At 67.4% G+C, this 15,201-nt stretch carries 13 protein-coding genes; 10 read left to right on the forward strand and 3 right to left on the reverse strand.

The annotated features are described in order from the left end of the window. Positions 1–8: 8 nt before the first annotated feature. Together C7416_RS23190 and C7416_RS23195 are read right to left on the reverse strand one after the other, a co-directional pair. Complete coding sequence (locus C7416_RS23190) at positions 9–1,226, reverse strand: ABC transporter substrate-binding protein (protein WP_111521109.1); 1,218 nt, start codon at positions 1,224–1,226, stop codon at positions 9–11. Between the two features lie 165 nt (positions 1,227–1,391). Further along, complete coding sequence (locus C7416_RS23195) at positions 1,392–3,020, reverse strand: MFS transporter (protein ID WP_111521110.1); 1,629 nt, start codon at positions 3,018–3,020, stop codon at positions 1,392–1,394. A gap of 466 nt (positions 3,021–3,486) precedes the next feature. Between C7416_RS23195 and C7416_RS23200 the strand changes: the two genes are divergently transcribed. The 8 genes from C7416_RS23200 (at position 3,487) to C7416_RS23235 (ending at position 12,279) form a co-directional block, all read left to right on the forward strand. Then, positions 3,487–4,449, forward strand: coding sequence for an amidohydrolase family protein (locus C7416_RS23200; protein WP_111521111.1), 963 nt, complete (start codon positions 3,487–3,489; stop codon positions 4,447–4,449). A 20-nt stretch (positions 4,450–4,469) separates the two neighbouring features. Further along, entirely contained in the window at positions 4,470–5,222 is a 753-nt protein-coding gene (locus tag C7416_RS23205) for a maleate cis-trans isomerase family protein (RefSeq protein WP_111521112.1), read from the forward strand. A gap of 9 nt (positions 5,223–5,231) precedes the next feature. Continuing rightward, complete coding sequence (locus tag C7416_RS23210) at positions 5,232–6,086, forward strand: alpha/beta fold hydrolase (RefSeq protein ID WP_111521113.1); 855 nt, start codon at positions 5,232–5,234, stop codon at positions 6,084–6,086. Next, positions 6,077–7,135 carry a 2,5-dihydroxypyridine 5,6-dioxygenase NicX family protein gene (locus C7416_RS23215; RefSeq protein ID WP_111521114.1) on the forward strand — a complete coding sequence of 353 codons (1,059 nt, stop codon included), beginning with the start codon at positions 6,077–6,079 and terminating at the stop codon, positions 7,133–7,135. Before C7416_RS23210 ends, C7416_RS23215 begins: the two co-directional genes overlap by 10 nt. Further along, a complete protein-coding gene (locus C7416_RS23220; protein ID WP_111521115.1) occupies positions 7,135–7,761 on the forward strand; it encodes an N-carbamoylsarcosine amidohydrolase in 627 nt (208 codons plus the stop codon). The genes C7416_RS23215 and C7416_RS23220 overlap by 1 nt, the downstream gene beginning before the upstream one ends. A 115-nt stretch (positions 7,762–7,876) precedes the next feature. Beyond that, on the forward strand, positions 7,877–10,273 hold the full coding sequence (locus tag C7416_RS23225; RefSeq protein WP_111521116.1) for a xanthine dehydrogenase family protein molybdopterin-binding subunit: 2,397 nt from the start codon (positions 7,877–7,879) through the stop codon (positions 10,271–10,273). A gap of 3 nt (positions 10,274–10,276) precedes the next feature. Then, positions 10,277–11,104: an FAD binding domain-containing protein gene (locus tag C7416_RS23230; RefSeq protein WP_111521117.1), complete on the forward strand. Its 828-nt coding sequence runs from the start codon at positions 10,277–10,279 to the stop codon at positions 11,102–11,104. Between the two features lie 8 nt (positions 11,105–11,112). Beyond that, positions 11,113–12,279, forward strand: a complete 1,167-nt coding sequence (locus tag C7416_RS23235; protein WP_111521118.1) for a xanthine dehydrogenase family Fe-S subunit — start codon at positions 11,113–11,115, stop codon at positions 12,277–12,279. A 45-nt stretch (positions 12,280–12,324) separates the two neighbouring features. On the opposite strand, the gene C7416_RS23240 is transcribed toward C7416_RS23235, so the two are convergent. Beyond that, positions 12,325–12,921, reverse strand: a complete 597-nt coding sequence (locus C7416_RS23240) for a helix-turn-helix domain-containing protein (protein WP_111521119.1) — start codon at positions 12,919–12,921, stop codon at positions 12,325–12,327. A gap of 124 nt (positions 12,922–13,045) precedes the next feature. Here C7416_RS23240 and kbl point away from each other — a divergent pair, with 124 nt between their 5' ends. Both kbl and C7416_RS23250 read left to right on the forward strand, forming a co-directional pair. Next, positions 13,046–14,248 carry a glycine C-acetyltransferase gene (kbl, locus tag C7416_RS23245; RefSeq protein ID WP_111521120.1) on the forward strand — a complete coding sequence of 401 codons (1,203 nt, stop codon included), beginning with the start codon at positions 13,046–13,048 and terminating at the stop codon, positions 14,246–14,248. Continuing rightward, on the forward strand, positions 14,245–15,201 hold the full coding sequence (locus C7416_RS23250; RefSeq protein WP_111521121.1) for an L-threonine 3-dehydrogenase: 957 nt from the start codon (positions 14,245–14,247) through the stop codon (positions 15,199–15,201). Before kbl ends, C7416_RS23250 begins: the two co-directional genes overlap by 4 nt.

Here is a 15,201-nt window from a genome sequence, read left to right on the forward strand (position 1 = left end):
GGGCGCGCTCACTTCTTGACCAGCGCGCATTCGCTGGCGGAGAGCGGACGGAAGGCCTCGTCGCCGGGGATCGTGCCGATGTACTTGACCAGGTCCCACGGGCCTTTCGATTCCGCCGGCGTCTTGGCCTGGGCCAGGTACATGTCGTGCACCATGCGGCCGTCGATCCGGACCTTGCCATTGCGCACGAAGGCATCGTTGACCGGCAGCGCACGCATCTTGTCCGCCACCGCCGGGCCTTCGACAGTCCTGGCGGCTTCCACGGCCTTCAGGTAGTGCAGCACGCCAGAGTAGACACCGATCTGCCCGTGCGTGGGATATGCCTTGTGGCGCTTGTAGTAGCGCTCGACGAAGTCCTTCGACTTCGCGTCGAGATCGAGCCGGAACGGATCGACATAGGTCAGGCCCTGCGCGGCGGGCAGGCCCAGGCTCTTGATATCGGTGATGAAGGTGGACGGCGTGATGACCGTCTGGCCCGCCTTGATCAGGCCGAACTCGCCGGCGGCCTTGACGCCGTTGATCATGTCGTTGCCGGCATTGGCCAGCACCACCACCTTGGCCTTGGACGCCGACGCAGCGACCACCGGACTGCTGAAGTCGCTGGCATTGAGCGGATGGCGCGTGCTGCCCACGTTCTTGCCGCCGCCGGCATCGACGGCCTTGCGGAAGTCGGCTTCCAGCGACTGGCCAAAGGCATAGTCCACGGTGATGTAGTACCAGCTGTTGCGGCCCTGGTCGATCAGGCGGCGGACCAGCGGATACGACACGGAGTAGGTGTCCCAGGCCCAATGGAACCCCGTGGGCGAACAGTTCTGGTTGGTCAGCGCCATGGCGCCGCCGGTGGAGACGATGTCGATCTTCTGCTTCTGGCGCGCCACTTCCTGCACCGCCAGCGCGGTCGATGAGTTGGGGAAGTCGATCACCATGTCGACGCCGTCGGTATCGAACCAGCGGCGCGCCAGCGACGAAGCGATATCGGCCTTGTTCTGGTGATCGGCGGACAGCACCGTCACGGGCTTGCCCAGCGCCTTGCCGCCGAATTCTTCGACTGCCATCTGGGCGGCGACGACCGAGCCCTTGCCGGACAGGTCGGCATAGGAGCCGGACATATCGGTGATGACGCCGATCTTCACGCCGCCGGCGTCGGCCAGGGCGGGCGTGGCCTGCGCCAGGCCGAGCAGGGCGGATGACGCGGCAAGGGTGCGGAGGATGCGAGAGGTGGACATGGGAGCTCCAGGTTGTCTGCGCGAAGGTACGGAAGTTGGCGATGGCTGCATTTGACCGACGCGGGCGCCATCGCAGCGCTCGCGCCGAAAATAAATCAGTATGCTGACGATATCTCGGGAAAAAGGGCGGAGCTCTCCGCCCTGTCAATGCGATGGTGGCGGTGCTCAGGTGGACAGGTCGCGCCCGCGCGTTTCCGGCACGAACACCATGCCGATGACGAAGGCGAGTCCGGCGATGACCACTGGGTACCAAAGGCCGAAGTACACATCGCCGCTGGACACGTTCATCGCCGTAACCACGAACGACAGCATGCCGCCCACCCAGCCCGCACCAAGGTGGAAGGGCAGCGACAGCGAGGTGTAGCGCACCCTGGCTGGGAACAGCTCGACCATGAAGGCCGCCATCGGCCCATAGACCATGGCCAGGAACAGGATCGGTACCAGCAGCAGCATGAACACCATCGGCGTATTCATCCGGGCGGGATCGGCGCGCTCCGGCCAGCCAGCCTCGATCAGTGCGCCTTTGATGGCGGCGCGGTCGAAGCCCTGCAGCGTGCGCTCGCCGATCCGCACTTCCGCCTGCGCCGGGTCGCTGGCCGGCGCGAAGGTGTAGCCCACGCCCAGGTCGGTCAGGTAGCCGCGGATCTTGTCGCAGGCCGACACCGGCTCGCCGAACAGGCGTGCCTTGCAGTCGCCGGCGGTCACCTGCACCGTGCCCTGCCGCTGGAACTGCTCCAGCGCCGGATTGGCGTAGTGGGTCAGTCCCTTGAACACCGGCTGGGTGCACAGCGCAGCCAGCAGGCACGCCGCCATCATGATGTACTTGCGGCCGATGCGGTCCGACAGCCAGCCGAAGAACAGGTAGCACGGCGTAGCCACCACCAGTGCGATCGCGATCAGCTTGTGTACGGTCTCGATGGGCACGTGCAGGGTCTTGTTGAGGAAGAACATGCTGTAGAAGTGGCCGGTGCCGAAGATCGCGCCGAGCCCGGCCGCCACGACGAACAGCAGCAGCACCGACTTCAGGTTCTTCCACTCGGTGAAGCTCTCCCGGATAGGGGACTTCGAGGTTGCATTGCCTGCCTTCATGCGCGCGAACACCGGCGATTCATGCAGCTTGCCGCGGATGTAGACCGAGATCACTAGCATCACCAGCGACACGATAAACGGGATGCGCCAGCCCCACGCGCGAAACTCTGCTTCGGTCAGGAAGGTCTTGAGCAGGTAGACCACGAACAGCGAGGACAGCAGCCCCAGCGTGGCGGTGGTCTGCAGCGAGCTGGTGTAGAGGCCGCGCTTGCTTGTCGGCGAGTGCTCGGCAACATACGTGACCGCGCCACCCACTTCGCCGCCCAGCGCCAGGCCTTGCAGCAGGCGCAGCAAGACCAGCAGCACCGTGGCGGTGATGCCGATCTGCTCGTATGTCGGCAGCACGCCGACACCCACCGTGGCCACGCCCATCAGCAGGATGGTGACCAGGAAGGTGTACTTGCGGCCGATCCGGTCGCCCAGACGCCCGAACAGCAGGGCGCCCACGGGGCGGATCAGGAAGCCCGCGCCGAAGGTGGCCAGGCTCGCCAGGAAGGCGGCCGTTTCGTTGCCCGGCGGAAAGAACAGTGCGCCGAAGTACACCGCCAGCGCCGCGTAGATATAAAAGTCATACCACTCCATCAGGGCGCCGAAGGATGAGGCAAGGATGACCTTGCGTTCTTCGGCGGTCATGCCGGAGGCTCGCGCGCTCGTCTCGGCGCTCGTCTCGGCGCGCGTCTTGGCGCGGGTCAGGCTGATCGTCATGGCGGGGGCTCCTTTTGGTCAGGCCGTTTGTCTCTATTGTTTGTTTGCTTCCCGGTGGTGCCGGCGCCGCTGGTGCGGGTCAATCATGACCCGGTACTGTGCGGCGCCGCTTCCTGCCGGTGCATCAGTCAGTATGCTGATTAGATATGCAGTATGCTGAGCAAAATGCGGGCCAGTGCCGGCGCCGCCTGATGTCTTGCGCAGGCGCCGGAAAGCCCGATTTAAATAGTCATTTCATATTGTCAGCATACTGATCATCGGGAATCAGTGTACTGAGCGCCCCCGTCCATCGTTATAGGTGTTAACCCTTCGCGCGGCGTCTGGACTTTTGAAAATCCGCTGACTAGAATCCGAAACTAATCAGTGTACTGAGCAATTGAAGAGGTAACGCGCTTGCACATGCGGCACAAGCTCGCGGCACAAGCTCGGCACGCAGCGATTCCACCCATCAGGAGCCCCCACAAGCATGACCTACATGAAAAAGATCGCCCTGGAAGAGCATTTCATGACCCCCGGCTTCCAGGCATATTCCAAAGGGTTCACGCAGCATATCGATCCGGCGGCGTTCGCCGAGCTTGGTCGCCGCCTTGCCGATTTCGACGAAGAGCGCCTGGCCGAGATGGACCGGTGCGGTATCGACATCACCGTGCTGTCGCAAACCGGACCCGGCGTGCAGGGCGAAGCCGATCCGGAACTGGCGCTGACCCGGGCGCGCGAGAGCAATGACTTTCTGGCGACGCAGATTGCCCGCCATCCGACACGCTATGCCGGCTTCGCCGCGCTGCCGATGCAGGACCCCGCGCAAGCGGCGGCCGAACTGGAGCGCGCCGTGCTGCAACTCGGCTTCAAGGGCTCGCTGGTGAACGGCCATACGCACGGGCGCTACTACGACGATCCCGCCTATGACGCATTCTGGGACTGCATGCAGGCGCTGGACGTGCCGATGTACCTGCATCCGACCGATGCCTTCGTGTCGCCGCAAGTGCTGGCCGGTCATCCGGAACTGGCGGGGGCCGCGTGGGGGTGGGGCGTAGAAACCGCGTCGCACGCGCTGCGCCTGCTGTTCAGCGGCGTGTTCGACAGGTTCCCGCGCCTGAAGCTGATCCTCGGCCATATGGGCGAGGGCCTGCCTTACCAGCGCTGGCGCTTCGACAGCCGCTTCGCGGTCTATTCACACGGCGTCAGGCTGGAGCGGGCCCCGTCCGAATATATCGGCAGCAATATCGTCATCACCACCTCGGGCGTGTGCTCGCACGGCGCGCTGACGGGCGCCATCGCCGAACTGGGGTCGGAGGCGGTGATGTTCTCGGTCGACTATCCCTATGAATCCACCGAAGTGGCTGCGCGGTTCATCGACAGCGCGCCGCTCGACGACGCCACGCGCGCGCTGGTCTGCCATGGCAACGCGCAACGCCTGCTCAAGCTCTGATCGCACAACCTGGAACCCCCATGCAAAAAGTCTTTCGTATCGGCCAGATCGTCCCCAGCTCGAACACGACGATGGAAACCGAAATCCCGGCCATGCTGATGGCGCGCCAGCAGATCCGCCCGGAACGCTTCACCTTCCATTCCAGCCGCATGCGGATGAAGAAGGTGGTCAAGGAAGAGCTGGCGGCAATGGATGCCGAGTCCGACCGCTGCGCGGTGGAGCTGAGCGATGCCCGTGTCGACGTGCTCGGCTATGCCTGCCTGGTCGCGATCATGGCGATGGGCCATGGCTACCACCGGCAATCCGAGCAGCGACTGAAGGCACACACCACGGCCAATGGCGGCGACGCGCCCGTCATCACCAGTGCCGGCGCGCTGGTGGATGCGCTGAAGGTGATGGGCGCGAAGCGCATTGCGGTGGTCGCGCCCTACATGAAGCCGCTGACCGAACTGGTCGTGGACTACATCCGCAACGAGGGTTATGAAGTCGTGGACTATCGCGCGCTGGAAATCCCCGACAACCTGGAAGTCGGCCGGCACGATCCCGCGCGGCTGCCGGGCATCGTCGCGCAGATGAACACGCGCGATGCCGACGTGATCGTGCTGTCTGCCTGCGTGCAGATGCCGTCGCTGCCGGCCGTGGCGAAGGTCGAGGCGATGACCGGCAAGCCGGTGCTGACCGCCGCTATTGCCACTACCTATGCGATGCTCCGGGCGCTGGACCTCGAGCCGGTCGTGCCAGGCGCGGGCGCACTGCTGTCCGGCGCGTACTGAGGAGCGGCCGTGAGTACATTCCAATATGGAGGCCACGTCCACGTCAATGGCATCCGCCAGCATTACCTGCGCTACGGCGGCAGTGAGGGCGAGCGTGCCGGGCGCGACGCGGTCGTTATCGTGCCGGGCATCACCAGCCCTGCCATCACCTGGGGTTTCGTCGGCGAGCAGTTCGGCACGCGCTTCGATACCTACATCCTCGACGTGCGCGGCCGCGGGCTGTCGTCGGCGGAGCCTGAGCTCGACTACGGCCTCGATGCGCAGGCGCGCGACGTCGTCGCCTTTGCCGAAGCGCTGGGCCTGCCGCGCTACAGCGTGGTCGGCCATTCGATGGGCGCGCGGATCGGCCTGCGAGCCGCGGCGGGAAGGCCGCACGGGCTGGCGCGGCTGGTGATGGTCGACCCGCCTGTCTCGGGCCCCGGGCGTCGCCCATATCCGGCGCAACTGCCGTGGTACGTCGATTCGATCCGGCTGTCCCGGGAAGGCACCGACCTGGAAGGCATGCGCCGCTTCTGCCCGACCTGGACCGACGCGCAACTGCGCCTGCGCGCCGAATGGCTGCACACCTGCAACGAAGACGCGGTGGTGCGCAGCTTCGAGGACTTCCACCGTGACGACATCCATGCCGACATGCCGGGGGTGGGGGTGCCCACGCTGTTGATCACCGCAGGGCGCGGCGACGTGGTGCGGCCCGAAGACGTCGCGGAGATCCGCACGCTGCTGCCCGGCGTGCTGGTCAGCCACGTGGCCAATGCCGGCCACATGATCCCGTGGGACGACGAAGCTGGCTTTTACGCGGCGCTGGGGGATTTCCTCGGCGCGCCGCTGGCGCAATCAGCGAACAAGGAGCCGACATGCCGGTAAGCGACCACCAGATGATCGAGGCCTGGCGCAAGGTGCTGCGACTGTCCCGGCTGGAGCCGGGACAGACCGTCACCATCCTGACCAGCGCCGCCACCCACCCGCAGACGCTGTCCACGGCGCTTACCGCCACGCAGTCGATGGGCGCCATCGTCAACCGGCTTGACCTGCCGCCGGTCAACGGCGAAAAGGCGCTGAGCCGCGATGCGCTCGCCTACCTCGGCACCACGCCGCTGACCGGCAACCCGGCCGCCATCGCCGCGCTGAAGGCGAGCGACCTGGTGCTGGACCTGATGACGCTGCTGTTCTCGCCCGAGCAGCACGAGATCCTGCTGGGCGGCACCAAAATCCTGCTGGCCGTCGAGCCGCCCGAGGTGCTGGCGCGCATGGTGCCCTGCGAGGCCGATCGCGAACGCGTGAAGGCAGCCTCGCAGCGGCTGGCAAGCGCGAAAGAGATGCACGTCGTCTCGCCCGCCGGCACCGACCTGCGCTGCCCGCTGGGTGAATTCCCTGCCATCAGCGAGTACGGCTTTGTCGACGAGCCCGGGCGCTGGGACCACTGGCCCAGCGGCTTCGCGCTCACCTGGCCGAACGAAGGCGCCGCCCACGGCACCATCGTGCTGGACCAGGGCGACATCCTGCTGCCGCAGAAGACCTACGTCACCGAGCCGATCCGGCTGACGGTCGAGGCCGGCTTTGCTACGCGCATCGAAGGCGGGCTCCATGCCGAGCTGCTGAGCGAGTACATGGCGTCGTTCAACGACCCCGAAGCGTATGCGATCTCGCATATCGGCTGGGGTCTGCAGCCGCGCGCGCACTGGTCGACGCTCGGCCTGTACGACCGCGAGGCCACCATCGGCATGGATGCGCGCGCGTTCGAGGGCAACTTCCTGTTCTCGCTCGGGCCGAACAACGAGGCCGGCGGCCATCGCACCACGGCCTGCCATATCGATATCCCCGTGCGCCGCTGCACCGTGCGCCTGGACGGCGTCGATGTAGTGACCGCGGGCAAGGTGACCGACGGCTTCCGCTACCCGGAGGACAAGTCGTGATGCACAAGGAAATCGGCGCGTACCAGCGCCAGGGCTTTGGCAATACGCTGGAGCTGGCCGGACCCTTCGGGCTGCTGATTGTGGACTTCGTCAACGGCTTTGCCGATCCGGCCGTCTTCGGCGGCGGCAATATCCGCGACGCCATCGCCAGTACCGTGCCGCTGCTCGCGGTGGCGCGGCGCGAAGGCTGGCCGGTCGCGCACAGCCGCATCGTCTATGCCGACGATGGCGCCGACCACAACGTCTTCTCGATGAAGGTGCCGAACATGCTGACGCTGAAGGAGCATGCCTTCAACAGCGCCATCGTGGCGGAACTGGCGCCGCAGCCAGGCGAACTGGTGGTGCGCAAGACGGTGCCGTCGGCGTTCTTCGGCACGTCGCTGGCGGCGTGGCTGACCCAGCGCGGTGTGCGCACGCTGCTGGTGGCCGGCGCCGTGACCAGCGGGTGCGTGCGCGCCAGCGTGGTCGATGCGATGCAGTACGGCTTCCGCCCGCTGGTGCTGTCCGACTGCGTGGGCGACCGCGCGCTGGGTCCGCATGAGGCCAACCTGTTCGACATGGCGCAGAAGTATGCAACCGTCGCGACGCGGACAGACGGGCTGGCAGCCATTGGCGTGCGGGAATAGGCGCCTGAAGGGCCGGCATGCGGTAAAGCCGCAATTGACAGGCACTCCGGCATTTCCATAGGATTTTGGTCAGTATGCTGAATAAACCACGCTTATCATCGGAACGGACAGGGCCATGACATCGTCGATGGAACCGGATCACCCGGATAGCGCGCGCGGCCAGGGCGTCGGCGCCCGCGTGGCGCGCAAGGAGGACGCGCGGCACCTTCACGGCAAGGGCCGCTTCGTCGCGGACATCGCCATGCCGGACTTGCAGGAAGTGGCGTTCCTGCGCAGCCCGGTCGCGCACGCGCGGCTGCTGTCGGTGACCAAGCCGTCCAGTCACGCCGCCGCGGTGATCGTGCGCGAAGACATGACGGCGGCCAGCGACATCGTCGCCGACTCCGCCTTCCCGTCCTACCAGCCTTCGGCGCAGCCTCCGCTGGCCAGCGGCAAGGTGCGCTTCGTCGGCGAGCCGGTGGCGATGGCGTTCGCACCTACGCGCGCCGAGGCCGAAGACATTGCCGAGCAGGTTGCCGTGTCGTTCGACGAACTGCCCGCGCTGGCCGACGTGACCCAGGCGCGCCAGCTTGCCGGCGAGGTGCGCGTGCACGAGCACTGGCGCGACAACACCTTCCTGACGCTGACCGCCGACAAGAACTTCGAGGCGCGCCAGCGCGAGGCCACGGTGGTGGTGCGCCGCCAGATCGACCTCGCGCGCCAGTGCATGGTGCCGATGGAAGGCAAGGCGGTGCTGGCCTACTGGGACCACCAGTTCGACCAGCTGGTGGTCTACAGCGCGACGCAGGTGCCGCACATGATCCGCACGATCCTGGCGCACTGCCTGGGGCTGGAACAGGAGCGCGTGCGGGTGATCTCGCCCGACGTGGGCGGCGCCTTCGGCTACAAGTGCGTGCTGCAGCAGGAAGAGCTGTGCGTCGCGTGGCTGGCGCTGACGTACAAGCGCCCGTTCCGCTTTATCGAGGACCGGCGCGAGCACCTGACCGCCGGCGCGAACTCGCGCGAGCATCACTACGACCTGACCGCGTACGCCGATGCGCGCGGCCGCCTGCTGGCCCTCGATGCAAAGCTCGTGATCGATGGCGGCGCCTATTCGGTGTGGCCGTTCACCATCGGGCTGGAACCGGGGCAGGCGATCGGCAACCTGCCGGGGCCGTACGCCTTCGACGGCTACCGCTGCGAAACCACTTGCGTGGCGACGAACAAGCCTGGCTTCGTACCCTATCGCGGCGTGGCGCGCACTGGCGTCTGCTTTGCGATGGAGCTGATGATCGACGCCATCGCCCGCGAAGTGGGACGCGAGCCGTGGGAGGTGCGCTGCGAAAACTTGGTGCCGCCCGAAGCCATGCCTTATGTCAACGTCACCAACAAGCATTTCGATGGCGGCGATTACCCGGCCAGCGTACGCAAGGCCATGGAGATGATCGGCCTGCCCGCGATCCGCGCGCGCCAGCAGGCGGGGCCGCAGGGCAGCACCTATGTCGGCGTGGGTTTCGGCACCTACACCGAGCAATCGGCGCACGGCACCTCGGTGTTCGCCGCGTGGGGCACGCCGGTGATCCCGGGTTTCGATTCGGCGACGGTGCGCATCACGCCGGACGGCGGGCTGGAGGTGCGCGTGGGCGTGCATTCGCACGGGCAGGGCATGGAGACCACCTTCGCGCAGATCGCCAACGAGATCCTTGGCATCGATATCGCGCGGATCAAGGTGGTGCACGGCGATACCGGCCTGACGCCATTCTCGACGGGCACATATGCGTCGCGCTCGCTGGTGATGTCGGGCGGTGCGGTGTCGCGCGCATGCAAGGCGCTGCTGCCCCGCCTGCTGAAGATCGGCGCGCACATGCTGGGCCAGCCGCAGGACGCCGTGGTGTTCCGCGATGGCGCCGTCGCGGCCGGGGACGCGGGCACGGCCGATATCGCGCGCATCGCCAACGCCTGGTACATCAACCCGCACCTGTTGCCGCCGGACGTCGACGCGCAGGGGCTGGAAGTGACGATGGGCTTCAAGCCCGCCGTCGATACCGGCAGCTTCACCTATGCCACGCACGCCGTGGCGGTGGAAGTCGATATCGATTCGGGCCACGTCGAGATCCTCGACTACGTCGTGGTGGAGGACTGCGGCACCATGATCAACCCGATGGTGGTGGAAGGGCAGACCTACGGCGGCGTGGCGCAGGGCATCGGCACCGCGATGTTCGAAGCCATGCACTACGACGGCAACGGCCAGCCGCTGGCGTCGACGCTGGCCGACTACATGCTGCCGGGGCCGACCGAGATCCCGTCGATCCGCATCCATCATTTCGAGACGCCGTCACCGCATACGGAGTTCGGCGCCAAGGGCATGGGCGAGGGCGGGGCGATCGCGCCGCCGGCGGCAATCTTCAATGCCGTCAACGACGCGTTGCGCGATTTTGGCGTCGAGCTGAAGGAGACGCCGCTGACGCCGCGCAAGATCCTGGAAGCGCTGGAAGCGGCCGCGGCCGATGCGCATAACCGGAAGGCAGCCTGACCGATGAAAGCCGTTGCATTCTCCTACCAAGCTCCCGGCTCGCTGCCGGAAGCGCTGTCGCGCCTCGGCGCGGGCACCGATGTATCCAAGGCCATGGGCGGCGGGCAATCGCTCGGGCCCATGCTGAACCTGCGCCTGACCCGCCCCGATACGGTGGTCGACGTGTCGGCGCTGCGCGAATTGCGCGACGTGGCCGCAACCGCTGACGGCATCCGCATCGGCGCCTGCGTGACCCACGCGCAGATCGAGGACGGCGTGTTCGAGCCGCTGCGCGGCACCATGCTGCAGGCCGTTGCCGGCGGCATCGCCTATCGGGCGATCCGCAACCGCGGCACCGTAGGCGGCAGCCTCGCACATGCGGACCCCGCGGCCGACTGGGTCGTGGCCATGACCGCGCTGGGCGCGCACATCGAGATCGCGTCCGCCGCCGGCACGCGCGAAGTGCCGATGGAGTCGTTCATGCTCGGCGCCTACACCACCGTGCTGGCCGACGGCGAGCTGATCGCCGCGGTGCGGGTGCCGCCGAAAACGGCGCACAGCCGCTGGGGCTACCAGAAGCTCTGCCGCAAGACCGGCGAATTCGCCGAGGCCAGCTGCGCCGCGTACTTCGACGCCAGCCGCCGCTTCGCCCGCATCGTGCTCGGTGCGCTGGATGGGCCGCCGATGGTGCTGCCCGGCCTGACGCGCGCCGTCGCGGCGCAGGGCGCGGCCGCGCTGACGGCCGATGCCGTCGCCGAGGCGGTCGCCCAGGCCGCGCCGGGCAAGGACGCCATCGACCGCAAGCTGTACCGAACCGTCGTGATGCGCTGCGTCACGCAACTGCTGAACTGAGGAGCGCCGTGCAGACTATCGAATTCACCGTCAACGGCCGCCGGGTGTCCGGCGCGTGCGCGGACCGGACGCACCTGGGCGACTACCTGCGCGACACGCATCGCCTGACCGGCACCCACCTGGGCTGCGAGCACGGCGTGTGCGGCGCCTGCACCGTGCTGGTCGACGACAAGCCGGTGCGCTCGTGCATCACCTTTGCCGCCGCCTGTCAGGGCGCCGACATCGTCACGGTGGAGGGCTACGAGGACGACGCGGTCATGGCCGATCTGCGCGCCGCCTTCAACCGGCACCACGCCCTGCAATGCGGCTACTGCACGCCCGGGATGCTGGCCACCGCACGCGATATCGTGCTGCGCCTGCCCGATGCCGACGAAGCCACCATCCGCCATGAACTGTCAGGCAACCTGTGCCGCTGCACCGGCTATATGGGCATCGTCGCCGCGATCCGTTCGGTGCTGGACGCGCGCCGCGCGGCCGCCGGCGTGATCGCGCGGCATGCCGGCGCGGCCGCCGCACCGCTGCCGTTCGCGGGCTTCACTGTCGCGGACGAGGCGCTCGGCACGCAGCCGCACCTGGCTGCGGCGGGCAGCGCCGAGCCCGAGCGCTCGGCCGACCGCAAGGGCTGGTCGCGCATCGAAGGCGGCTTCACCGTGCCCTATGCGCTGGACGAGGTATGGGCCTTCATGGCGGACCTGCCGGCCGTGGCGGGCTGCCTGCCCGGCGCGGTGCTGACGGAAGTGGCCGGCGAGAAGGTCAAGGGCCATATCGCCATCAAGTTCGGCCCCATGTCGGCTAGGTTTGAAGGCGCCGCGCGCCTGCAGCGCGATGACGCGAACAAGCGCGGCGTGCTGAAGGGCGCGGGACAGGACTCGCTCAGCAATTCCAAGGCCTCGGGCGATATCGCCTACCAGCTCAGAGCCTTGTCGGCCGGCGAGACCGAAGTCGCGGTCGACCTGCAATATTCGCTGCAAGGTCCGCTCGCACAGTTCTCGCGCTCGGGGCTGGTGCGCGACTTCGTGCGGCGGATGATCGCCGACTTCGGCAGGTCGGTAGCGCGCAGGATGGATCCGACGCTGAGCGAAGCCGAACGCAACCAGGTCGCGCGGCTGAATCCGGTGGCGATGTTCTTCGGCGTGCTGTGGGAGCGCGTGCGGCGCCTGTTCGGCGCGCGCTGAACCACACTGGCCGGGACGGCGGGGAGCGCGGCCTCCTTGCCCGCCTTAGCCCGGATGCACTACAACCAGTAGTGCGGTGGCCGTGGTCTTGCCACCATTGGAGATCGCATGTGCGACATCGACCGCATAGCGCGCGGTCTCGCCGTGCCGCAGCTTCTTTTCGTCGGCGCCCGCGCGCACCGTCATCGATCCGCTCAGCACCGACAGGTGTTCCTGGGTGCCGGCCTCATGCGGCTCGGAGGCCAGCACGCCGCCGGCCTGGATCGTCAGCTCATACCACTCGAAGCGCCCGGCCAGGTCGATCGGGCCCAGGATGCGCAGGTCGCAGCGCGTGTCGGGGCTCTTCAGCGACGGGATCGCGTGCGGCTGGACCACGGTGATGCCGCCGCCCGCACGCTCCGCGGCGCCGCCGGCGAGGAAGTCGGTCAGGCTCACGCCGAGCGCATTGGCCAGCCGCCACAGCACCGCCACGGTCGGGTTGGCCAGGTTGCGTTCGATCTGCGACAGCATCGACTTGGATACGCCGGCGCGGCGCGACAGTTCGTCGAGCGACAGCCGCTGCTGCTGGCGCAGCGCCTGCAGCGCCATGCCGACAGCGGGCGGCCCGTCGGCCGGGGGGGTCTGGACCAGGGCTTGCGTCATGGAATGATGTTCGTTATATTGCGCAAAATGTTCGATATACAGAACTTGTTCGATTTATCGACCGGATCGTAGCACATCCGCCGGCACACCCGTCGACCCTTCTACCAGACCAAGGAGCCAAGCCATGCCGAATGCCCAGGCGTTCTATGCGTCCATCCGCGACGAGCTGCAGTCCATCCGCGACGCCGGGCTGTACAAGAACGAGCGCGTGATCGCCACGCCGCAGGGCGCGCGCGTGCGCACCAGCGACGGCCGCGAGGTCATCAACCTGTGCGCCAACAACTATCTGGGCCTGTCGTCGCATCCGCGCGTGATCGAGGCCGCCCACGAGGCGCTGCGCACGCACGGCTTCGGCCTCAGCTCGGTGCGCTTCATCTGCGGCACGCAGGACCTGCACAAGACGCTCGAGGCGCGGCTGTCGGCCTTCCTGGGCACCGAGGACACCATCCTCTACGGCTCGGCCTTCGACGCCAATGGCGGCCTGTTCGAAACGCTGCTGGGGGCGGAGGACGCGGTCATCAGCGATGCGCTCAACCACGCCTCGATCATCGACGGCATCCGCCTGTCCAAGGCGCGGCGCTACCGCTACCAGCACAACGACATGGAAGACCTGCGCGCGCAGCTGGAACAGGCCCGCGCCGACGGCGCGCGCTACACGCTGGTGTTCTCCGACGGCGTGTTCTCGATGGACGGCACCGTGGCGCGCCTGGACCAGATGCGCGCGCTGTGCGACGAGTACGGTGCGCTGCTGGGCATCGACGAATGCCATGCCACCGGCTTCATGGGTCAGCGCGGCCGCGGCACGCACGAGGCGCGCGGCGTGTTCGGCAAGATCGACATCATCACCGGCACGCTGGGCAAGGCGCTGGGCGGCGCGTCCGGCGGCTTCACCAGTGCGCGCAAGGAAGTGGTGGCGCTGCTGCGCCAGCGCTCGCGGCCGTATCTGTTCTCGAACACGGTGGCGCCGGCCATCGTGGGCGCGTCGATCGCGGTGCTCGATATCCTTGAAGGCAGCACCGAGCTGCGCGACCGGCTCGAGCGCAACACCAGGTTCTTCCGCGCCGGGCTGGACCAGCTGGGCTACGACGTCAAGGCCGGCGACCACCCCATCATCCCGATCATGGTCTACGACGCCGACAAGGCGCAGCAGCTGGCGCAGCGGCTGCTGGAGCTGGGCGTGTACGTGGTGGGCTTCTTCTACCCGGTGGTGCCCAAGGGCCAGGCCCGCATCCGCGTGCAGATGAGCGCGCTGCATGACGAGGCCACGCTGCAGGCGGCGCTGGACGCCTTCGGCCAGGCCGGCCGCGAACTGGGGCTGATCCGATGACCGACGGCACTCCCAGGATCCTGATCGTCGGCGCCAACGGCCAGATCGGCTCCGAGCTGGCACTGGCGCTGGCCGAGCGCTACGGCCGCGGCAGCGTCATTACCTCCGACGTGGTGCCGACCGGCCGCCACGTGCACATCACGCACGAGATGCTCAACGCCACCGACCGCGGCGAACTCGCCACCGTGGTCGAGCGCCATGGCATCACGCAGGTCTACCTGCTGGCGGCGGCGCTGTCGGCCACCGGCGAAAAGGCGCCGCAGTGGGCCTGGAACCTGAACATGACGAGCCTGCTCAACGTGCTGGAACTGGCGCGGCAGACCGGGCTGGAGCGCGTGTTCTGGCCCAGCTCGATCGCGGCGTTCGGCCCGACCACGCCATCGGTGGATACGCCGCAGAAGACCGTGATGGAGCCGACCACCGTCTATGGGATCTCCAAGCAGGCGGGCGAGGGCTGGTGCCGCTGGTACCACGCCAACCACGGCGTCGATGTGCGCAGCGTGCGCTATCCGGGGCTGATCTCGCACAAGACGCCGCCTGGCGGCGGCACCACCGACTATGCGGTCGATATCTTCCATGCTGCCGTGAAGGGCGAGCCCTACACGTGCTTCCTGAAGGAAGACGAGGCCCTGCCGATGATGTACATGCCCGACGCGCTGCGCGCGACCATCGAACTGATGGAGGCACCTGCGGAACGGCTGGGCGAACGCGGCAGCTACAACATCGCCGGCACCACCTTCACGCCCGCGCAGATCGCCGCGGCGATCCGCAAGCATGTGCCGGACTTCGAGATCCGCTACGAACCCGACTACCGCCAGGCGATCGCGCAAGGCTGGCCGGATTCGATCGACGATTCGGTGGCGCGCGCGGACTGGGGGTGGAAGGCGCAGTACGGCCTGGAGGAAATGGTCGCGGACATGCTGGCCAACCTGAGGGCGACGCTGGCTGCCTGA

The organism is Cupriavidus phytorum (genome assembly GCF_003254285.1).
GTDB classification, from domain to species: domain Bacteria; phylum Pseudomonadota; class Gammaproteobacteria; order Burkholderiales; family Burkholderiaceae; genus Cupriavidus; species Cupriavidus phytorum.